The 22,928-nt window shown below is 41.5% G+C and carries 12 protein-coding genes and 1 pseudogene; 6 read left to right on the top strand and 7 right to left on the bottom strand.

The annotated features are described in order from the left end of the window. Positions 1-687 precede the first annotated feature (687 nt). The 3 genes from NG22_RS07775 (at position 688) to NG22_RS07785 (ending at position 2,343) form a co-directional block, all read left to right on the top strand. Positions 688-918 carry a hypothetical protein gene (locus NG22_RS07775; RefSeq protein WP_157600926.1) on the top strand — a complete coding sequence of 77 codons (231 nt, stop codon included), beginning with the start codon at positions 688-690 and terminating at the stop codon, positions 916-918. Positions 919-979: 61 nt separating this feature from the next. Further along, entirely contained in the window at positions 980-2,053 is a 1,074-nt protein-coding gene (locus NG22_RS07780) for a transposase (RefSeq protein ID WP_053405226.1), read from the top strand. A 20-nt stretch (positions 2,054-2,073) separates the two neighbouring features. After that, complete coding sequence (locus NG22_RS07785) at positions 2,074-2,343, top strand: hypothetical protein (protein ID WP_053405227.1); 270 nt, start codon at positions 2,074-2,076, stop codon at positions 2,341-2,343. 515 nt (positions 2,344-2,858) lie between these two features. Here NG22_RS07785 and NG22_RS07790 read toward each other — a convergent pair. Then, on the bottom strand, positions 2,859-3,755 hold the full coding sequence (locus NG22_RS07790) for a family 16 glycosylhydrolase (protein ID WP_053405228.1): 897 nt from the start codon (positions 3,753-3,755) through the stop codon (positions 2,859-2,861). 221 nt (positions 3,756-3,976) lie between these two features. On the opposite strand from NG22_RS07790, the gene NG22_RS17935 reads away from it, so the two are divergent. From NG22_RS17935 to NG22_RS07820, 3 genes and pseudogenes are all read left to right on the top strand, one after another. Further along, positions 3,977-4,159 carry a hypothetical protein gene (locus tag NG22_RS17935; RefSeq protein ID WP_172674345.1) on the top strand — a complete coding sequence of 61 codons (183 nt, stop codon included), beginning with the start codon at positions 3,977-3,979 and terminating at the stop codon, positions 4,157-4,159. A gap of 559 nt (positions 4,160-4,718) precedes the next feature. Next, positions 4,719-6,304: pseudogene (locus tag NG22_RS17590) on the top strand (BCCT family transporter). A gap of 812 nt (positions 6,305-7,116) precedes the next feature. Continuing rightward, positions 7,117-7,872, top strand: a complete 756-nt coding sequence (locus NG22_RS07820) for a hypothetical protein (RefSeq protein ID WP_367379242.1) — start codon at positions 7,117-7,119, stop codon at positions 7,870-7,872. A 279-nt stretch (positions 7,873-8,151) separates the two neighbouring features. Here the strand turns inward: NG22_RS07820 and NG22_RS07825 are convergent, their stop codons facing one another. From NG22_RS07825 to NG22_RS07855, 6 genes are all read right to left on the bottom strand, one after another. Next, the gene (locus NG22_RS07825; RefSeq protein ID WP_053405235.1) at positions 8,152-13,884 is read right to left on the bottom strand and encodes a S8 family serine peptidase; all 5,733 of its coding nucleotides are present in this window, start codon (positions 13,882-13,884) and stop codon (positions 8,152-8,154) included. A gap of 899 nt (positions 13,885-14,783) precedes the next feature. After that, positions 14,784-15,074 (bottom strand): DUF2809 domain-containing protein, encoded by a 291-nt coding sequence (locus NG22_RS18305; RefSeq protein WP_367379243.1) that lies wholly within the window; start codon positions 15,072-15,074, stop codon positions 14,784-14,786. Between the two features lie 373 nt (positions 15,075-15,447). Continuing rightward, positions 15,448-15,732, bottom strand: coding sequence for a hypothetical protein (locus NG22_RS07835; protein WP_053405237.1), 285 nt, complete (start codon positions 15,730-15,732; stop codon positions 15,448-15,450). Between the two features lie 640 nt (positions 15,733-16,372). Further along, a complete protein-coding gene (locus tag NG22_RS07840; RefSeq protein WP_053405238.1) occupies positions 16,373-17,476 on the bottom strand; it encodes a porin in 1,104 nt (367 codons plus the stop codon). Positions 17,477-17,762: 286 nt separating this feature from the next. Continuing rightward, on the bottom strand, positions 17,763-19,970 hold the full coding sequence (locus NG22_RS07850) for an ABC transporter permease (protein ID WP_172674347.1): 2,208 nt from the start codon (positions 19,968-19,970) through the stop codon (positions 17,763-17,765). A gap of 696 nt (positions 19,971-20,666) precedes the next feature. Beyond that, positions 20,667-22,355 (bottom strand): T9SS type A sorting domain-containing protein, encoded by a 1,689-nt coding sequence (locus tag NG22_RS07855; RefSeq protein ID WP_053405241.1) that lies wholly within the window; start codon positions 22,353-22,355, stop codon positions 20,667-20,669. Between the last annotated feature and the right edge of the window lie 573 nt (positions 22,356-22,928).

Below are 22,928 nucleotides of genomic sequence, written 5' to 3' on the forward strand. Positions count from 1 at the left end.
CCTAAAGCTGAAATAAAGCTGAATTAAATTCTGATTGTTTAAAGTGGATAGTGGCGATATAGTTGAAAATCATTCAAACCCTTTGTCGGCAATTCGGATTTGTTTCGAATCGCATGCTTTTAATATTACCGGAATTAATACTTGCCTAATTCGGATTATTTTTTCCCAGGAGCATTTCTCAACAATTACGATGCTATTCTCTCAATATAATTCTGTCTCGCTTCTGCAATACTTAAAAATTACGCTGCAGATTTTGGCATGAAACACGCCTTAAACCCTCGTTTAACTGCACGGCAGTTAAAATTAAGGCATTTCTTTATTTCTCCTTTTCCCAATGAAACAGATAGAGGTATTCATTTAAATATTTTGAGTATATATATAATATTTCGTTTATTGTATTTATTAACCAGATTATTAATGCTTAAATCCACGTTTAGCTGTAAAGCGGAAAAAATGATGGAATTTTACCTATTTCGAGTTTTTCCCAACGAAACAGATGAATGAGGAGAAAGCAAGCTTGCCCAAATTTGGGCTATGATAAATCAAAGAAATTAGATTATAAAGATCTAAAAATTAACTTATTACGATTAGTTAGTGAATAATTCGGGTTAAATAATTTGGTAATCTCTTTAACTGTCACATTTAATTATGAAAAACCTTACTCTTCTCTGCCTATGCCTCTTATTTATGAGTAACTGTACCCACCGCATGGTCCGTACAGGTTATGAACCTACCTCCACTGCCTATAACCAGTGTAATGTTGAGGTCAGAAAGTGGATGACCCCCACGGATTCCCTTCAAAAAATTGGACAGCTAAAATTAGGCGAATCCGGCTTTGCTGTTTCCTGTAATGAACAAAGAGCCCTTGACATTTTAAGGAACGAAGCTTGTTCCATTAATGCGAATATTATCAACTGACCTTTCGCTACTCAAAAACTTGTTTTTTGACTTTATATGATTTACTAAATATCTTTGGAGCATGAAGAAGTCAGATGCAATAGATCTTTACGTGGATTATTTATTGGCCAATTCCGGTCAGGCTACAGCTACTGAGTTGTCTGCATTGACTGATAATTCCATGAAGCATGATTACATAAGTGACTGTCTTGCCCAAGAAGGCTTGGATCAAAAAGTATTTTGGAAACAAGTCAAGCCTTTTGTGCGTGAGCATGAATCTGAAAATGGCGCAATTATAATTGATGACACTATAGTTGATAAACTTTACAGCACTATTAATGAGGTGATTAATTATCATTTTGATCACACAAAAGGTATGTCTGTAAAGGGGATTAATTTGCTCAATTTCCTGTACAATATTGAAGTGGGAGGTGAATTCATTAATTGTCCTATAGCATTTCATGTTATTCGGAAAGACCAACCATATATTGATAAAAATGGGAATAGGAAATTTCGTAGTAGCTTGACTAAAAATCAGTTAATGAGGGACATCCTGCGTCGTTTGGTGTTTGTAAATCAAATAAAATGTAAATACATATTATTCGATACGTGGTTTTCTGCAAATGATAATTTGAAATTCATTCAGAAAGATTTAAAGAGGACCTTCGTGTGTCCGCTAAAGAAAAACCGTCTAATAGCCTTAAGTTATGAAGACAAACTTGCTGGTAAATTCATATCGGTAGAATCGTTAAATATGACAGCTAATGAGCTTCGAACGGTGTACATCAAAGGGTTAGATTTTGATGTTCAGTTAGTTCGAAAAGTTTTTACAAACAAAGACCGCTCAGAAGGGGAACTATTTTTGATTACGAATGACACCTCAATGGATTACGAGCAAATCTCTAAGATCTATCAAGGACGATGGAAAATAGAGGAATATCATAAGTCACTGAAACAAAATGCCCTATTAGGCAAGTCACCAACAAAAATGGAAACGTCACAATGTAATCACATATTCACTGCAAATTTAGCATATCTCCAATTAGAGCGACTAAAAATCAAGGAGCGATTGAATCATTTTGCACTGAAAGCAAAGATTCGACTAAAGATGTTGATGGCAGCATTGGATGAGGTACATGCCCTCAAAATGTCTTAAATTCTAGGACCTGTAAATTCATGTGTATTATCAAATTTTTGGACAGCGAAAGGTCAGTTATCAATATAATAGACGAAAAAAGACCAGATGCCTGGAGTTCCTGCTACCGTTGTACGGCGGAATTTTATCAATATACTCAGCCGGAATTCATTGTTGAGGCAAAAGATGAAGATTATTATCATCCTGCGGAGGTAAGCCAGCGAGTAAATAAAGACCGGAGTCAAAATACTATCGTATTCGTGATAGCAGGAATAGTGGGCTTTGCGATCGGATATATGCTGGTTCAATAGATTTCCATCCATTTAAGCAAAAGCTCAAATTGGGGCTCCACTTCAGCTTGTGTCATCAAGCGATATGGCGTCCCACTAACCCTCACTCTTTTGCTAATTATATCAAAACCATTCCGCAGGAACCAGCCCACTAAAGAGGCAAACCGCTTAACCCGAATAAAACCTTATTAACCTGAATTATTTATGCTTAAACCCACCTTTAGCTTAAGTCAGGAAAAATAAAGGAATAATTTTTATTTCGAATTATTTTCATGGAGGTAGAGGAATGGGAAGAAATCAAACTCACCCTAAATCATGCGATTTAAAAATCAGGGACAACACCCGCTTGTCTATACTTATGGGATCTGAAAATGCATAATTCAGAATTAAGCCTCCTGTAGAACAAGAATTAAACCGTAATTTGAGGGAATTACACTGTAATTAGCCCCTTCGTAGTTTTATAAAAAGGCCGTACCTGGGGCAAAAAAAACCACTGCATTCCCCGAATGGCAGTGGTTTTCATCAACTATGTCCCCTTATTTTTTCGCTTTACTTTTAGATTTTTTATCCGATAATTTCCAGGTACGCACCCAATCATATTGAGTAGTCCGCTCTTCCCAGCTTCCCATCATGCCACCATCTTCAGGAGCCTTATTCCAATCATAAGTTTCGGTCACCAATTTAATGTACATATCCAAATCAAATGGAGCCACTGGATTCAAAGTATACTGATAGACCCCATCCAGGTAAAAAAGAATTTCATTTTCACTCTTCCACCATGCCCCATAAACGTGGAAATCATCATACACTTTACCGGAAGTGGCCACATTATTCCCCTTGGAACCTTTAGGAATTTCTTCACAGACCATTTGACGGCTATGCGTATTGGAATGCATGGATTCGTCAAAGTTTTTCGCAAATGGTTTGCTCGTATTCACTACGCCCACGCATTCCTGAATATCCAGTTCTGTTACCCGGCGATCGCAATCCTTCCCTTCATTTCTTTTATTAATCAACCAAAATGTTGACGAAAGGAAAGTTTTATTCGCCTTCATCCGGCACTCCATATAGTCCCCTACTGTCGCTTTATTCACTGACTCTATGTGGCCACAAGCATGTGTGAATATTTTTCCTTTAATCTCCTTGGGCTCGTCCAACAGAAAATTGGTAACACACAACTTGCCACCTTTCATGCTGACGGTTTCTTTGACGAACAACCCAGGAGGTCTTCCAATCCAGCCGTTTGGAACCGTATTTTTCCATTTCTTTTCATCCAGTTTCTTTCCCTTGAACTCATCCGATAATGATTTTTTTAATTCCCAGAAACTTCCCTCAGGTTTTGGATCATTGCCTTCTGTAAAAGTGGGCTGAGCCAATGCGGCAGTGGTGAGCAACAAGCCCAACAATACTAAAAAATAGTTTTTCTTTTTCACGCTAAGTTGATTTAGTAATCATCAATATTTGCAGGCAAGATATTAGTTCAGGCGCGTTCAAGCGGCCTAAAAAATAGGGTCATTAGGGGGATATAGTGCTATTTCGGACTTTTATCAGTTTATATTTATTTTTTTTTACCGATATAGCCCCTGTTCACTTCCCGATTACTCCTCTTCTATGGTGGAATATAAGGCCGCATAAACTAAGCTTAAACCGGAATATGCAATTCTTTAATCCTCGATTAGCTGATGTGCAGGAAATAATGGAGGAATTTTACATTCTATTCTTTACCATAAAGCAGATGAATGAGGGGAAAGCAAGCTTAGCCCAATTTACGCTTTTCAAAATCTATGGAAATTATTTCTTTAGAGCTGATGGTGACCACCTTGGCTTAAGTCAATAAATTTCGAGGTGAAAAATTCGGATTAAGGTTCAACCTCCAACTCAACAAAGCGTCCGGCCCATAAAAACAATGTGTTTTCTCAACTCCAAGGGCATTGACTTTTAACCAAAGAAGAACCTCTGGCATTATTTAATAAACACGACATAGGTCGTTTTTTGGCGATCATATCTTTATTAGTTTTGTACAAAATATAAACTTCCAGACGGGCACTAACCGTAATTTATGGACAATCCTATGGATGAAACCCTCCTTACTGTCCAATTTTGCTGTTAATCTCCAAAAGTCCATAGCGTACCAATTCAGCCATATCATTTGAATGCAAATTCGAATTTTTGGCTTTTTTGCTGACACTTTATGAAAAGTAAACATGAGCAAATCCTGTTGCTGTTGCTTTGGTAAAAAAAGTTGAAACGCTACATACTGATTAAAAGCCTGACCATTTCCTTTGGAGTGGAATCAATTTCAGTTTACAGAAGTTTATGAAAATAAGTGCAAAAGCCTGTGGTGCCCGGAGACCATCCCAGTAACGTTTTGCCAATTGTAGAATAAACACAGTAGAATGTCAAAAAAGTATTCATTTTTCAAAAAACATTTTGATTTGCACGGGCCGGTTTTTTGGCCCTCCACTATATTCATCCTGCTCTTTATCATCGTTACTTTGGTAGTGGGTAAACCCATGAATAAAGTTTTCTCGGCCATTCAGGCAGGCATTAGTCATAATTTTGGCTGGCTGTTTATCCTGGCCGTGAATGTTTTCCTGGTATTTTGTGCCTACCTCATTTTCAGCCCCTTTGGCAAAATTCGGATTGGAGGGCCGAAGGCCAAGCCACAGTTTAGCCTGGTATCCTGGTTCGCGATGTTGTTCAGTGCCGGTATGGGAATCGGGATTATTTTCTGGTCGGTGGCAGAGCCCATTTATCATTTCAATAGTTTTCCCGGAGTAGCGCCCGGGACGGAGGCTGCTGCCAAAAATGCCATGCAATATGCCTTTTAGCATTGGGGTTTTCATACCTGGGCCATTTATGCGGTAGTAGGCCTGGCCCTTGCCTACTTCACCTTTAACAAGAAATTACCACTGACTTTCCGCTCGGTATTTTACCCTTTATTAGGTGAAAAAATTTACGGTCCTATTGGGCATTTGATTGATATTCTATCTGTTGTGGCCACATTATTTGGTCTGGCCACTTCCCTTGGGTTTGGCGTGCAACAAGTGGGAGCAGGTTTCAGCACCTAGTCGGCTGGGTCAATGACACTTCTCTTCAAATCATCCTGATTGGTTTAATTACCGGAGTAGCCACGATTTCCGTAGTTACCGGCCTTGATAAGGGAGTAAGAATCCTTAGTAACGTCAATCTATATCTGGCTCTGGCCTTTATGATCCTGATGGTCCTTATTGGTCCTACCTTGTTCATTATCGAAAGCTTTATTGAAAATACCGGAAACTACTTCCAGAAGCTTTTAAGTATGGGCATGTGGAACCAGGCCTATGCCGTGGAGAAGTATGTGAGTGATGAATTCGTAGACTGGCAAAGTAGCTGGACCGTGTTTTATTGGGCATGGTGGATTTCCTGGTCCCCATTCGTTGGGACTTTCATCGCCCGCATTTCCAAGGGACGTACCATCCGAGATTTCGTTTTGGGCGTATTGGTAGTGCCTTCGCTCATTGGTTTCCTTTGGTTCAGCACCTTTGGTGGTTCCGGTCTGTTCCTGGAACTTACCGGCACCGGTGAAATTGTGGCAGCAGTGCAGGCAGATATATCCACGGCCATGTATGTGATGTTGCATCATTATCCACTGGCCATCTTCACCAGTATCATTTTGGTGATCAACTTCTTTGTGACTTCCTCAGACTCCGGCTCACTGGTAATCGACAGTATTACCGCTGGAGGAAAGCTGGATGCGCCGGTAGGACAGCGGATCTTTTGGGCTTTGATTGAAGGAGTGGTCGCAGCTGTTTTATTGTATGGCGGAGGCTTACAAGCCATTCAAACCGCCTCCATCATTTCCGGTCTGCCATTTGTAATGGTTTTGCTGATCATGGTTTTTTCTCTGGTCAAATCCCTTAGGAAAGATCAGCGCAAAATGGAGAAAAAAGAAATTGCCCTTTATCGGGTGTTGAGCAAAAAGCGCCCTGCGGGTTATTAAAAAGCACCGAGCACCTTATGCCGCGCCGGATTTAGGGAGTTTAAATGCTAAATAAAACTATCTTATCTGATATATTAAAGCCCCGATATCGGGGCTTTTTTTGAATATGACGCTCAGGAAATGATCATTTTTAAGGAAATAGGCTCCCCCGCTGCGAGTGGAGAGAGATCATTTGCTGCGCAACTCACAAATCCTGGGAATAAAAAAAATCGGGGATGATGTGATCTTTTTGATTCAATAATAAGGGCAAAAAAGCAATTCATGATTAAAATCTAAGCAAGGTGATTTCAGATAATTTCCCGAATTCATATCCACCAAAAGGTTTTTGAATTTTTAATGGGCACAACTTGCTTTGTTTATTGAATTCTATAAGCTAATCAGACCTCATAAAATCTTCCCTAAAGAAATCATTCCAAATATTTAAAGTATTGACCTCTTCCATCCCAATTGAGGATAAGCCTAAAAAATAAATCTTTCCCGAAAACGAAAGGAGGATTTCAAATAAGACAAAAGACTTATTCAGCACGAATTTGCCCTGCCATAAAGAAAGCATCAACACCCGTCCGTATAATATTAAAGATCAATAATTTAATATTAACCGACATGAAAAACCTACTTCAACACCAACAAGATTTAGTATCAAAGTATCTACAAATGAACTTTGAAACCCATAAATTGAAGGATGCGTACCTATCCTCACCAGCTTATTGGCTTATGACGCTCAGAAGAGGTATATCTCTTATTACGGAGGGAAAGCATAGTCTTTTGTATGGTATTCATCCCAATCAAAATTCCACGGTAGTGGCTCCCCAATCAGCCCGAAACAAATAAAACTTTTAGAAAAATGGTATCGGCAGCGGCAGGAAAAAACTCAACTGGTAGAAATAATTCGCTTAGATGCTCACTTAATAAGTCTATGGCAAAAATACGCAAACCTTCCCTACCAAATTGTGGAAGAGAAAGTACTCGACTGGGCATTCCCCAGTGTCACCATAGATAACAACCAACTCGAAAGTTGCAGCGGTCAGCAATTCAAGGCCTTTAGAAATAACATTCGATATGCCCAAAAAAATGGCTGTTCGATCATTCCACTTAATAGGGAAAACCAAACCTACCTTAGCGGTTGTGTTGATTTAGCCAAAATTTGGAGTAAAAATCAGGTGAAAGCGCAAAGGTCACCCATGAGCTATGAGGAACTCTTGGCTCCCTACCGCTACTTACTTGATCATTTTTTTGATCTTCAAATTCAAGGTTATTGTATCCTTCTAAAAAATAAAGTGGTAGCCTTCAATTTGCTTGACACCTCTTTGCAGCAAGCCGACACACTGGTTTCATTGGCATTCTTAGCCCAAAGACCCCAAAAAATGGAAAAGGATTCTGAGGACACCAAAAATTCCTTTCCCAGGGGTATTCCTTCTTATTGTAGATATGGCGTAAGCTCCGAAAGTAAGAAAAAAGGCTACCGGTTTATCAGTATTGGGGGATCAGAAACAGGAGGACTAAGCCATTTCAAAGAATCACTATCAACCCTTCCCAGCTTAAGTTTAAAAACCATTCGATTATTATAATCCCACATGCTCATTAGCCTCTCTGGAGCATTGCCCTTTTGAAAAAGTTGGTTTCGTTTTGTTTGAAAACTTACCCTGAAGATACTGCTGCATGATATTCGTGTCCCTCAGGCCAGAGACTTGCATTGGATTGCCTTTATATGCCAACACCCAAGCCTTCTATTGGTGGGGGACATACTACGGCTTGGCACCCATTAGTTAATCACCATGCACGGTGTAAAAAAAAGCAGGCTATCAATAATCATCAATAGCCTGCTTAATCTTTATTTATTCACCCATTTATTTGATGAATTTCGATCGTATAACCTCTTTGTCTTCTGAATAAATCTGAATGATGTACAAGCCTTTGGCCAGATGAGCAACATTCAATTGGACAGGTTCTGATTGAGTTGCAAATTCCATTTCACTCACCAATTTACCGGCTTCGGTATAAATCACTGCTTTGGAAATCACTCCCTCTGCCAAACCAGAAATATTCAATACATTATGAACAGGGTTTGGATAAATAAGAAACTTACTTTCCTCCACTCCCAGAATTGCGGATTGACGCAAATAAACATTGGTGCTGATGTTTTCCCCATGAATGGCAATTACATCATGATCAACGACCTTATACCCATCCTTAATGGCTTGATAGTCGTATTCTCCTTCCTCTAGCTCAATGGCTGCTTCTCCATTTTCATCAGTAAAAATATCCTCTCCGTCAATTTTCACCATAGCATTTTCCAAAAGTTCACCTTCCTCAGTCAATACTACAAAGGTGGCCATAAATCCTCCAGCTTTCAGTGAGAAGCTGATCTTCACGTCCTTATTCTGAACCACGGCCATTCCCCATTTGGTACGGAAACCTTCCAAAGAGGCCACATAATTATACCAACCATTGGTTTTAGTAACGGTCGCCATTCCAGCGTCGTCCGTAGTCAGTGTTTCTCCGTCAATGGCTATGTTTACGCCTGCCAGCGGTACGGAATTTTGGTCAGTAGCCTCAAAGGTAACCGTATAGATCGCTTTGGCCATTGTGACTTCCATCGTCATATCAGCGCCACTAACGCTAAGGGTGCCTGTTGCGTCGGGATAATCATAAAGAGACACTTCATAATCGTATTCCCCATTACTCAACTCCATTGACGCTTTTCCTGCTCCATTGGTATTAGCGTGTTGGCCATCAACTTTTATCCAGGCATTCTTCAATGCTTTACCATTTTCGTCCGACACCAGGAATTTAACGGTATAAGTTGGAGCTGTGAGGGTTACTCTCACCACAGGATCGTAGTTTCTAACTACTACCTCTCCTGCAACTGCGTCATAACCTTCCAGGCTGGCAGTGTAAGCATATGTTCCGTTGTTAAAGACTTTTGTAGCCTTCCCTGAAGCATCAGTGGTTAGGAAAACCCCGGCAATTTCGATAGTTGCATCGGCCAATGGCTGGTATTTATTGTCCCTTACTTCAAAAGTAACCAAATGTCCCTTTTGAATCAGATTCACCAATTCTACCTGTCCATTCTCTGCCACGGTCAGATCACCCATAAACTTATAAAAGCCTTCCAACACCACCTCATAGGCATGAGCGCCGGCAGTTAAACTGACAATAGCCATTCCTTCTGCATCTGAAGTTACCGCCTTACCATCTACAATGACCATGGCATCGGCCAGCGGCGCTTCACTTTCATCCTTTACATTAAAATAAACCTCGTACAGACTTTCTTTTAATGTCACCTTTTCGGTATCCGGCTCATCAAATACCGTTAAGCTTCCCGCATAGAAATCATAGCCTTCCAAACTCACCACATAATCAAATTTACCATTCACCAGCTCGATCTCCGCTTTTCCGACCATGTCCGTAAGCAGGCTATCACCGGCAATAAATACATTTGCCCCGGCAAGTGGAACATCATTCTCATCTGTCACCTCAAAGGTGATCAAAGATTGATGGATTAACATCACCGGAATGGTCAGGTCAGCGTTGTCCACCGTTAAACTATCCGCAACGCCAGCAAAGCCACTTTTTTCTGCTGTGAAGAAGGCGGTACCATTTGGCATTTTTTTAATGGCTAATCCGGCAGCATCGGAAAAGAGGGTGTCCTCCGCAATGATAATCTGAGCATCAGCCACGGGATTTCTCCTTTCATCTATTACCTCAAAAGTGAGGTCAAACATCGGCGTATAAACGGAAATGGCATCCAGTTTAATGGCGTACTCATTGTAGGTATCAAAGTGCACCCAGGCGATTCTGATCGTTTGTCCGGCATAATCGGTAAGGTCTACCTCTCTTTTGTGGAAATACTGCCCAATTTCACCAACCGTTAAAGTCTCCTCAAATAGAATATTCTCATCCGGGAAATCACTAATTTCGGTTCCACCGGTAGATACAACGCACTTATAATGTTCCGCCTCCCAAGTTGCGCTATGTGGGGCAACAAAATAGGACAGTCGGAAATCACCAGTTGTCGGAATGGTTATTTCAGGAGAAATCAACCAGTTATCTGGTCGTAAGGCACCCGTGCTATTGAAAGAATCTGAAGTCATACAGCTAGTACCATCAATGACTTTGCTGCTATCCCCATAATCTTTCACAAACCATTCCTGACCATCCCCATCTGCATCAATGGTAATCCACTCTGACACCTCTCCCTCAAAGTTTTCATAAAAGAAGATCCCATTATAAATCAAGGCAACCTGTTTGGAAAGTGGTGCATCTACCACCGTAATGGTATCGGTATAACTATCATACTCGCTAAGCTTAACCGTGAAGGTATAAGAATCCGGAAGTAGCTCCGCTTTGGCCACCCCATTATCATCACTTAAATATACTTGGCCATCCACCGATAGCTTGGCGCCAGCCAAAGGCATTTGCTCCTCATTGGTGATATTAAAAGTAACCGTATAGGTCGGTAAAGGCGCCAGTTCTACGGAAATAGCCAAAGGTTCCGAGCCCATCACGAATTCTCCTGACAACGCTTCATAGCCTTTTACTTCGATCGAATAATGGTATGTCCCTTCCGCTAAAGCTACGGTAGCCTCTCCGTTTTCATCCGTCACAATGGTTTTCTCTCCTTCAATAACAATGGGGGCCTCAGGTAAAATTACCCCATTTTGATCCATCACCGTGAAAGTCGCAGGGAAACGAGGGGTTCCTTTATAAATGGCAAATTTTAGGGAGGTGGTCGCCTCTCCAATCAGCCCGTTAATGGGAGCCCAGGTATCATCATCGCCAAAAATCTTGGCATTATCGCGTAATTGGGCTTCCTCCGCTTTGGTATCCATAACGGTGTACATATTCCACCGCGCACTGCTAAGACTGCTGGCTGTAGGATAATGCCCGGCTATTGTCAGCCAATATTTGCCTGAAGTCAGATTCATATTATTGAGTGGGAAAACCGGCTCCTCAGAATTTTCGGGCGTCAGAAAATCTTCGAATACTGCACTCCCTGGTTGTCCGGCCTCATCCGCATAAATGGCGACATAATAACTACCAGGATAGGCGGAATTAGAAAAACCATAGGCATAAATATCGATATCATTCCAAATAGCCCCGGCAGGAACGATAAAATCATCGGCACTTTCTACCAAACCAGAGGGTATTTCACCAAGACCTCCTAAATTAGTAGATACGATACCGGAAGTGGTCGAGACGGTAGAAAAGTTATCCCACAAAAGTGGGGTTGCTTCCAGGAGGACTTCTACAAATTCGTCTCCGGAAATGGTCAGACTAGCTGAATAATCAATAAATTCGTTGGCGGTCACTTTGTAAGACTGTTCCCCCTCATAAATCCCCTGGATAACCACTACTCCTGTAGAATCTGTCAATCCTGATTTTTGATCAATTTCCACCAAAGCATTTTCAATGGGCAAATCTGTCTCTTCGGCTTTTACCATGAAAGTCACCGAATAAGTAGCCGTTGGGGTTAAAGTAACCGTTTCTGCAATATGATCGCCCTCTACCGTAAATGCACCAGTAGCCTCTTCATATCCATAAGCATTGACGGTGTAATCATAAGACTCCTCATCCTGCACCACAAATGAGGCGCTTCCAGTGGAATCCGTCATTTGAAGTAGGCCATTCAGGTTTACACTGGCACCTTCCACAGGCCCGTCAGTCCCCAATACCTCAAAACTAGCCGTATAAGAACCTTCCAATAAAACCCCTGTGGCAATTAAAGAAAAAGCCTGACTACCTCCGGTAATGTCACCTTTATGCGTAATAGAAACGGTATAAGTCTCTCCTGCCACCGCATTAGCGATTACAATTTTCTCCACATTATCGACATCATTGACGCCGGTGGTAGCTGCTGCCTCAGGATTGAATTTATCCAGCTTGTAAGGATAGAAGTCCTCATCATTACCGGTAACTTTAAGATCCAGATCATTCACCAGCATAATATCTTCAGGATCTAATGCAGGAGCAACAGGGCTGCCGGGTAAATCGGTCCAAACAATGGTCACTACCAAAGGCTCCGTACCGGAGGCTTTAACCGTAAGTTCTTGAGTGGATCCCGTATATTCCCGCTCCTGAATGATCGATTCAATATCTTTATTCGAAATAACACTGGCGGCAGTAGCGGTATTCAACAGCCCCCAACCGTACATATAATCCGGTCCCGGCGCAGGTCCGGCCTCATCTGCGGTTTGAATCGCCAAGGCCTTTAGTGTGGCCGACTTCATATAGGCATTATTCAAATTATAATAATGCTCCTGCAAAAGCATCAGAGAACCCGCCGTAGATGGGGATGACATACTGGTTCCACTCATCGTGGTGTAGGAATCATCAGCCTCATCCAGGGTAGAGTACACATTCACGCCCTTCGCTACGATGTCCGGTTTAATACGACCATCATCCACAGGTCCCCAGCTACTAAAAGAAGACATCACCACATCCGATGGATTTCCCTGATAACCATTAGACAGTTGGTTCACTGCGCCAACCGTTAAAATATTTTTCGCTACACCAGTGGTTCCCACGCAGTCATAGGGTCCATCCTGAGGATATGTTCCATTTGTTGGCCCATCTCCTCTATCATTTCCTGCCGACTTTACAATCAAATAATAAGGGGCATTATGCGCGATTTCATCCAGCACTTTTGTTTCTTCAGAATAAAAACCGAAACGATAATCTTCTTCGGTACTGATGCTTGGATCTCCGGCCCATGACCAGGTGATTCCGGTCCAGTACCAGCCATGCACATAACCATAGGAGTGATTGGAAATCAACAAACCTTCTGCCGCCTCGGCGGCCATTTCTGCATTGTCATTATTCCAATCATATGCATTCAGTGTACCATTAAAGGCCATTCCTTTGGCATTGGCATCCAGTCCACCGGCCACCATTGTCCCTGCCACATGTGTTGCATGATAGTTAGTGGAAGACGGATTGTCCATTTGCGTCACTCTTCCTCCACCCGTATTATTAAATTCCTGATGACTAACCCGTACGCCACCACCATCCCATATTCCGGCGTGAATACCACTGCCATCTAAAGCTAAGCCCATTCCTCCATTTGCATAGACTTTGTCGGTGGAAGTGGTTTTGGCGGCTCCCGCATTATGGGTGATATAATAAAGGGGTTGCTTATTCTGATCAACACCCTGCAACTCCATGATTCGACCTTCAACCTCTTGCTGAACCAACCAGTTTTTCTCCTTGGCCATCACCAAAGCTTTGGCCTTATTTTGATCATACTCCTGGCTTAAATCCATAGAAAGCTTATTCAGCACCGCCGTATTGGTAAGCTTCGACTGTACTTTCCTATTTTGCATTCCTCTGCTTTGAGGACTGCTCATAGTGGATTTTTGAGTAATCACCTTCCCCGATTTTCCTTTTTTATCCACCGCCGTCAGCTTCTCCACTGAGGAGGTCTTAGATACATCCGGCTTAGATTGATTTTGAGCAATTGCTGCTAAAGGAGCAAAAGCGACTAAAAATAGTAGCCCCCAGCTTAAACATGATTTCCTCCAACCCCATCCGGGCCTAAAAAAAGGGAAATCCATGCCTTTTCTAATAAAATTTTTGATCATAAGTATTAAGGTAAAAGATTAAAAATATGTATAACTATAACGTTATTAGATAATTTATTAATGTATTTAAGTGATTATTTTAAAATCAAAAAAATTACATCCCTTCATTTATTATCTTGATCTATAACTTATTAGACAAAAAACACATCCCTTGATGTAAACAAAGGGCATAGGAATAAGCCTGTCAAAAAAGAACGACATTACAGATCCATTCCTGAAATGGAATAATAAATAGCATATAATAGCCTATTGAAAAGCCAGAATTGATAATGAAAATCGGATTATTATAGCAGTAAAACTGGAGTGCTTTCAAAAAATAGCGCTGCTATTATTAAAAATCACAACCATTCACTTCCAATACTTCAAATCACCTTAGCATTGTATGGCTTTTTCATTCGCCTAGGCAACTGGATATTTCAGGTTGATGTCCGGGAAAACCCATCAACTCGCTTAATAAGTGGAATTATAAAAAATATAAATCAATACTAACTATACATTTCAATAATACATTCAATTAACCACAAAGTCAACAAGGAAAAAAGACATAAAAAAAAGAAAGAACGGGCTAAATTGTATGATTCGTTGCCGAAATTATTAAAGTTCTAAAACTTTATGCAATTACTTTTTTTTAACAGGCAGCAGCCAAGGTGTTATATTTGGTCAGTAAAAAAAGAAATCATATTTAACCCAACCGTTTGGAATAAGGAGGGAAGCACCGGTGGAAATAAATCAAATAATTGCACTATTTGAATACAGCACTCACTCAATAAAAACTTTCTTTTTTTGTCAAAAATACAAAATTTATTCAGTCAATTGCGTTTTTCGTAATTTAGAGGCCTGTATCTTTCAAAAATCATTCCATCAGCTATGGGGAAACTGCTGAAAAGAATTTGTTCGCCTCAATATTTCATCGCCCTAACCTGCGATTTTCTTAGTATAAAATGCTGATCCAAAAGAAATGCCATTCCGACACCGGTGATATAACAAATCAGATCGCTGAACTTAAATCCATAGCCGAGGACCAGCCTCATCCCGGGAAGATTCCGAATCGCCTCCAGCCAATCCGCGGTAATAAGTTGAGAGCATTCTACCGAAAAAGAAAAGCATATCGCAGCAAGCATTTTCCACTGCCCACTACCAAAGGGCCAGAGTACCGCAAACATAAAATATACCATCCCGGCCCAAATAATATCCCCAAATGATCATCAATGTACTGAGGAAAATCAACGAAATCCGAGCGGGAAAGCAGGCCTGCAATAATGGCTACGGTAAAACAAATGATATACTTAATGCGAAATTTATTTTTAGTTTTCATCGTCTCAGTACTTATATAGCGCGTTGTCCAGTTTAGGGAGTATTGGAAAATATGAATTAAAGAGCCTGTTCAAAAGCAAACCATCCAGCTGTTTATTCAAATTATTGGACGCGATTTTAGAGAACTTCTTAACAATACAGATGGTATTCTCTCAAAATAATCGGATATCGTTTCTTCAATGCCGCAAATTTTGGTTTTTAAACAGACTCTAAATCATAAAACGCGCCCCACCTGCCCAATAACAAATATTACTTCAAGATTATAATATCCTCTGGAGAAGGCCGGACAATTTCACCTTTGATATTTACTTCCGTCCACCTATTTTGATTATCTGATTCATGATCCTCAATAAGCCGGTATTCAGAGGAAGGAGTGTTTGTTAGGGTTTCAGGCAAGACAACAAACTCTGAAGAAGGATCAATTTGGAAATCTTCACCTTGTTTCAACCAGCGGATTGCACCAGCCAGTTCGTTTTTCTTTTCAACTAAATCAGCTGATTTATTCAACCTCAGCTGATCGGTAATATGTCCCATTTCCCTTTCCAGGATCTTAATTACTCTATCATATTTTATTTCCTTGAAGCCTCTTTGAGCTGCAAGGCGGGAAAAATGAAGGTATTTTTCCTATTTCAAATTTTCCAACGAAGTAAATAAGGAGAAGAAAGCAAGCTTACCCAAAATTCCGGCTATTAAAAAACAAAGGAAACATCTGTTAATGTAGCACATGCAGTGATTCAATAAATCCACCGTAGATTAATTTGGGTTAAAACCCTTTTCCCATTTACAGGAGAGAGAAATTTGCAAGCCTGAAGAAGCCATACCCGGAAATTTTGAAATCACAGAAAACTATTGCAGCGGATCGTCCGCATTGATCAATAGTCGAAAAGTCATATGTGCTATTGTCGAAGCGCATCCATCTCCTCCTTATTTCAATGAAACTTTCTGCTTTTTCCCTGATCCTCAAATAACGCCTTGAGGAATTCCGGCAGCCGGTTCAGTGGTTCGTCAAAATTGATTACAGCTTTAATTATTTGTTTCACTTTTTATCAAAGTAGGTGGAGTGATTAAGCATTAAATAAAGAGCAATGAAAGACCATTCCAACTTTTTATGAAAAGGCTTTGCCCCGATATTCCACCCAATTAAAATCAAAATAAAAGGAACACCTATCTTTCCCTACCGCAACTTTTCTCCAAACTTCATCGCCAATGATGTCGCCACAAAAACATTCTGATTCGTAAAACCGGAAGATTTTTCAAAAATATTATCAGGACTCTGTAGCCATCGACCTTCTAAACGACAAATGATTCGTGGATTAGGTTGGTAATCAAAATTGAGGGAAAAACCACTGGTTCGAAAGCCGCCTGTGGCATCGGTGGGAATAATCACGCCTCCTTTATCCTGATAATATTCTAAACGAAATGCCGATTGCCATTTAGGATTAATACGGTATTGGCCAATAATGGTAGGAACCCACCATAAGTCATAAGTCGCACCTCCCTTACTTTGCTGTTGAAAGCCAAAATCAAAGCCGCTGAGGAGCAGGAACTTTTCTGACCACTGAAACTGCCCATACAAATTATTAAAATACCGCATCCGGCGTTCCTCATCGGGGAAATCAGTCCCAATAAAAGTACTCCAGTTCAACAACATGCGATCAGAGGCGGCAAATTGTACCTGTGTGCCAAATGAGGGCAGACTGTTTCCTTCCAGCCGCTGAATCCGCTGCCAGCCATTAACCACCAGCCCGGCCAGCTCCAGACGATCTGTCGGATTAAAAGTCAACTTTGCACCGGTCAAAAAATAGGGAGAGTTTTCTGCCGACAAAGAGCGGCTAAGGGTTGGGTTTTCAATTCCCAGGGCACTTTCGAAGCCCAAATGAGAAGGTAGCACCCCAACATCCAGCCATAAATTATTCTTCTGATTTAGGGAAACCCCTATATTGGCTTCAAATATAGTTTTTAATAAATCCTGTTCTGCTGCATAGTTATCCTGCGCATAAGTACCCGCCTGAAAGGCCAGATTGGCCCGGTATTTTGAATGATCCAAATTCAGGCGAATCATCCCCAAATTCAGGTTGAACTCATTATGACGATTATAATTATAGAAAAAAGGCTGCCGGCTATTGCCCTCCGGCCGGTTAAAATCATACACGTAAAATACTTCGGCATAAGCTTCCAGGGATAATTGATAATCCTGCTGCCAGTCATCCTGTGCAAAGGTTAACAGAGGCCTGCAAACTGAAAAAATAATCAAACAAAGCGTAAAGGGTGCTTTCATTTCATGATATTGGAGAAAGATAAATACCGTGATGGTACAGTCAGGACGAGCATTTACCTTTTTTTAAAAAAATATTTAACACCAAAAATTACCATAAAAAATTCACTTTACTCTTGGTTAATCAACATAAAAAACTTTTTATCTGCCCATTATTTCCATAATTCCACCATTACCCACCGGAACGGCTCATGTCCTGCTCAGAAAACGAACAGGATTAGTGTAAATGGTTCTCCAAATCTGAAAACCCGTGGTTAACAAGATAAAGAGTAGTTCTAATCCCTCAGCTCTAAAAAAACAAGGGACTCAAAGCAATCCGGTAAGCAAAACCTTCCAGCCATAAATTCATCAGGAAAAAGCCTGGCGGAATGGCAATCAGGATGGCAAAAGTCAGCCAGAGGAGATATTTTTTTAACAGCAGTCCGTACAAATGGAAAAATCCGGCGCCATTTATTTTTCTGATACAAACTTCCTTTTTCCGGAGATTAGTGGTAAAAACAATCATGGCCAATAAACCGGAAAAACACATCCAAAGTGTCAAAACCATCGACACATAAAAAATAAACCTGCCCGTTTCTTCCTTCTGATATTGCTCCCTGTGGGCATCCTCTAAATACTTATACTGGAATTCCCGCTTCGAATATCTGGACCAAATTTGATCCACATATTCAATTCCTGAAGCAACATCCTGATTAAATTTGATCAAAAAACAATCAGAAGGCTGCACTTGGTTCATGATCGTATATATTTGTGCTTCCTGAGCCTGATAACCAGTATGCAATATATCCGGAATCACCTCCCGCCCTATGAACTTTTGACCATTTACCGTAAAATATAGATCATCATCCGGAGCTAAATCCAAATAATTCAAAAGCTTTTGATTCACTGCCAGGGTGGTAAAATCCCGATCCTGCTGTTGCAAATCATATTGAAAATAAGTGGGAATTCCCATAAATTGGAAATAGTTGGACTTTACCCTGTAGTGATTAGCCCCTACTCGCTTTTCATTCGACATGGTGCTGATTTCAAAAAGTTCCCCGGCTTCAAAAGGCATCCGGTTACTCACCGTAACCCCGGCTATTGCCGGATGTCTTAACAATTCCTGTTTGATAAAATCATACCGACCGGAGAATTGCTCATGAGGATGAAAAAATATGGTATTTTCAATCTCATATCCCAGGGGCAATTTCAAAGCATATTTCAGCTGCTTTTCAATAATCAGAATTCCGGAGATCAAAAACAACACCACCGAAAACTGAAGAATAAGCAGTGCCGCCTGAAAACCATTTACTTTTACCTTTTCCCGACCGCTGTTTCCATTTTGCAAAACGACCCGATTGGCGATAAAAACAGCCGGAAGAACAGAAGCCAAAACAATCAATATGCTCATCACCATCAGAGCATTCCTGAAAAATACGGAGAAGCATAATTTTACTCCCAAATGTTGCTCCATCCATGGACTCCCTGATTTAAAAATAAGGCCGGCCAGTAATAGTGAAAAAATCGTCGTCAGGACTACTTCAGCTAAAACCTCCAGAAATACCCTTTTCCTGCCTGCACCGAGGATATACTTCACTTCATACACCCTGGTCCGGGCAAGGTAAACAGCATACATCAAATTAATATAGATAATCGCCGAAATGAAAAGCATCAATAAACCTACAATGGCAATAATAAGGAGTATGCTTTTTTGCCGTTTTTCCTTAATGAAATCAGAAGGAACATCTGTACTGAACCTGATCTGCGAAAGCGGCTGCAATTCATACCTGATGCCCATCTTTTCGTATCTCCCTCCCGTTCTGATCCCCCCGATTTTCTTTGCCACCTGTAGCGGATCTGCGGAAGGGGCCAGTTTAAAATAGATAAGAAAATCTGCATCCTGATCAAACCAATCCAGCCCATAATATGGGATTAAAATATCTCCGGACAGATGGGTGTTAGAGGGGAAGTCCTGAAACACCCCCACCACCTTCCAGTTCTTTCCAAAAAATGAAAGCTGTTCTCCCAAAGGGTCTGCTCCCTGAAATACCCTTCCTGCAAAACCGGATGACACCACCATATCATCAGGGGAGCGCAGGACCATTTCCCTGTCGCCTGAGATCAGAGGAAAATCAAAGAAACTAAAAAAAGCAGAATCCACAAAAGCCAAATGAGGAGTACGAAAGCGCTTAGCATTAACATTTTCCACCTCCACCTCAGCCCAATAAGCCGGATTCAAAATCGTTGCAGCCGTAATCTCCGGACACTGGCTTTTACAGGCCTCAAATAAGGGTAAATTCAGCCCGCTGCCCTTTAGAAATTTCCCATTGACCTCTCCGCCAAAAATCAGCCGGTAAGTATGCTCCGCATCCTGATGAAAAGTATCGAAATTCATCTCATGACCTACCCACTTAAATAAAAAAGCAGCAGTGGAAAAGCCCGTCGCCAGACTGAACACCGCGATCAATAAGTAAAATTTATACTTTCTATCCGGACTAAAAAATTGATAAAATCCCATAATGGCTGAGCTTAGTATCACCAACGATTCAGAACCATAAATTGAATGATCCTCTGCATAAATACAAGCCAAGTTTGTGCCATTCAGATTATCCCCCTGCATTGCTCAACAGCGCATCCGGGCATTTCTGTATTGTAAAAAAATCATACGGACAGGTGTAAAATAAATGGACAATTTAAAGCGTGTTTAAAAACCGCAACGTCCGGGACGATTCAAATTATTGAAAACGATTTCAGGCTTTTTTGACCATAGCCCTATTATTTACTCAAAATTATCTTATACCCCTTTTGCTATAAACATTATCCTGCAAATAATCCTGCCAGCTAAACGCTTTCTTAAATTCGATTTAGTGATCAACCAACTGAAAACAACCTCCTTAAGGCACCAGCACTCCCTGGCTCAAAAAAAAACCGGAACACTCCTGAAAGTGCTCCGGTGAAAGCCTTTAAGCCGGATTATGCTACTTAAGCCCTCGGTTAAAGCCTGTTTAAAAAACGCGCTTAGCTTAAGCCGGGGAAAATGAAAGAGGAGTTCCCTTTTTCGGCATTTTTCCCCAAAAGCGGGTAAAGGAGGAGAAAACAAGCTCACGCCTATTCTGATAATAAAAAATATCAGCAGTTACATCCTCCATGCCCTGAAAATAATTTCCCCGAGCCGCTTAGTTGCACCAGGCAGTGCATAATCCGGATTGATTTTTTACTCTACTAATATCCGCTCAGTATAGCTTTTCGCCTCCACCTGAACATGCACTAAATATAGCTGCCCGGACCGAAGCATTCCATTGATTGGCAAATTAAGCTCTCCGGAATAATGCATTTCCTGATACAGTGTCCGCCCTGAGGTATCGGTAATCGTGATTTGTGCAGGTACCGGACTAGACGGTAAACGCATATGCAGCAAGCCATTTGTCACGGGGTTCGGGAATACCTTTACTTCCTGCAAGCCATAATCCGCTGACAAAGGAACGGCCGTCCTCAGAGGAGTACCGGTTTGAACGCTCACCAATTGCCATTGGGTCCAGTCACCGGAATAGCTGGTGGGGCGTTGCAATAGCGGCGAATAATCTACCTCTGATTCCGGGCGAAACCACATGCCCGTCTCCTTATTTTCCAGATAATAATAGCCTCCACTGGCCGCAACAGTTTTCCAACGAGTGAAATCCCCGTTATAACTATCCGGACGCTGAATAAGCACCGAGCCGTCTGTTTCATCCGTCGGGCGGAAATAGAAACCGGTATCCACATTTCTTAAATGGAAATAGCCGTCCCCGGTATCGACTTTCTCCCACTGCGTCGGGCTACCACTCCAACTGGCTGGCACCAGTTGCAAAGGAGCTCCGTCGGTATTATTCCCGCAACGGATCTTTTTTCCTGTTTCCTTATTGATAATAAAGAACACTTCCTGTGCCTCCCCTTCCAGCTCCCAGACCCGGACCCAGTCAAACTTAGTACTTCGCTCCGCCCTGGTCTTATTGAAACCCATCGCCTCAGGCTCAATTTCCTTAATCCAGTCGTAAAAATTACTGGACATGATGAGTTTCAGAGGAGCGGTAAAAGGAACCGCAGGCGTAACGGATTTAATGAAATCCCCGTCAAGGAAAAAGTCCACTCGATTGCCATCCGGGTACCAATAAGCCCCGTAAATGTGGAAAGCACTGGCATTGGTTCCACTCTCCAAATTCACCTTACCTCCTACGGTTTGCTGTTCTCCTGAATAACAATTCCAGGTAGTATGACGGTGGGTATTATAATGAAAAATCCGGTCCCATTTCGCATTCACTGCCCAGTCATCATTGGTCCATTCATCTCCCAGCTCTCCGGTCATCACGCCTACACATTCCTGTATATCCAGTTCTGATTTCTCCCCATTGTTAGGTAATTCGATACAAGGTTTAGATTCCGACATTAACCAAAAAGCAGCGGACATGGCCGTTTGGCTGGCCTGCATTCTGGCTTCCATATAATAGCCCGGCTTTGCCAGTGTTTTGCCGTATACATAGGCTCCGCCATATTTCCGGGCAGGCGGATTGGACTGGTCATCAGAAGGGGCATATTGCGGGCTTGCAAACATTTTCGCTTCAATGCGCATTTGGCCGTTGGTCACCGTGGCATTTTCTTCCTGAAAGAGGGAGCGGGCTGAACCATACCATCCCCTATCCTGCCCGTTCCACAGGTACTCGGGATTAGCCGTCCACTTATTAGGATCTAATGTCCCTCCCGAAAACTCATCGGTCAAAGCCTCCACTTTCACCCAGCTTTGGCCGGTGGATTTGGGGTCATGTCCGGAAGTAAATACAGGCTCCGACTGCGCCCGGACTTCCGGACTAAAATGGAGGAAAAAGGCCACTAACAGGCTTGTACAGATTGGTAAAAAAATCTGTTTCATAAAATTTTACTTATTATGGGTTATACAAACAGCTGAAAAAATATTGATTCCATCTTCAGCTCATTAATGCTGTCAAACATCCCTCTCCTGTTAGGAAAGGACATTGAAAACGCTTCATAACGATCTAATGGTATGTGAAATTTACCAGTAAGTTTTGGGGAGAACAGAATAAACCAAGGCCTTAAGGAGGGGTAAATGTATAAGCATACAGGTTGTGATAGTGTCAAAAAATAAGACAGCTGACCCGTCTTGCGCTAACGGCATAATCAACAAAAATATCTTCGGTGCTAATTTTACCCTTATGGAGGATTTTATCACATTCCGCACTCACATCGGACCGGAAAAACTGCTGCTGCCGGAATTCAGCCATGTTCAGATTTAGAATATGCCTTTCTCCTCATTTCTGCCATCCGTAACCGACACTGAGATTGTAAATGACTCCGAAATCTGTACCCCTTTCCTCAAAAGGTTATAATGATGATGTGTCAGGTCGTTTTTAACCGCTATTGATCAGGAATTAAAATGGTTCACAAAACCCCTTGGACTAAGTAGTTTTGTTCAAAGCAGAAAATC

The sequence above is a fragment of the Persicobacter sp. CCB-QB2 genome (assembly GCF_001274635.1).
In the GTDB taxonomy this organism is placed as follows: Bacteria; Bacteroidota; Bacteroidia; order Cytophagales; family Cyclobacteriaceae; genus Persicobacter; species Persicobacter diffluens.

Bases quoted from the DNA above. Each gene is read 5' to 3' on its own strand.
- NG22_RS07785 (WP_053405227.1), top strand. From the start codon at position 2,074: ATGTGTATTATCAAATTTTTGGACAGCGAAAGGTCAGTTATCAATATA.
- NG22_RS07835 (WP_053405237.1), bottom strand. From the start codon at position 15,732: ATGGGACATATTACCGATCAGCTGAGGTTGAATAAATCAGCTGATTTA.
- NG22_RS07840 (WP_053405238.1), bottom strand. From the start codon at position 17,476: ATGAAAGCACCCTTTACGCTTTGTTTGATTATTTTTTCAGTTTGCAGG.
- NG22_RS07850 (WP_172674347.1), bottom strand. From the start codon at position 19,970: ATGGGATTTTATCAATTTTTTAGTCCGGATAGAAAGTATAAATTTTAC.
- NG22_RS07825 (WP_053405235.1), bottom strand. From the start codon at position 13,884: ATGATCAAAAATTTTATTAGAAAAGGCATGGATTTCCCTTTTTTTAGG.
- NG22_RS07780 (WP_053405226.1), top strand. From the start codon at position 980: ATGAAGAAGTCAGATGCAATAGATCTTTACGTGGATTATTTATTGGCC.
- NG22_RS07855 (WP_053405241.1), bottom strand. From the start codon at position 22,355: ATGAAACAGATTTTTTTACCAATCTGTACAAGCCTGTTAGTGGCCTTT.
- NG22_RS17935 (WP_172674345.1), top strand. From the start codon at position 3,977: ATGCAATTCTTTAATCCTCGATTAGCTGATGTGCAGGAAATAATGGAG.
- NG22_RS07775 (WP_157600926.1), top strand. From the start codon at position 688: ATGAGTAACTGTACCCACCGCATGGTCCGTACAGGTTATGAACCTACC.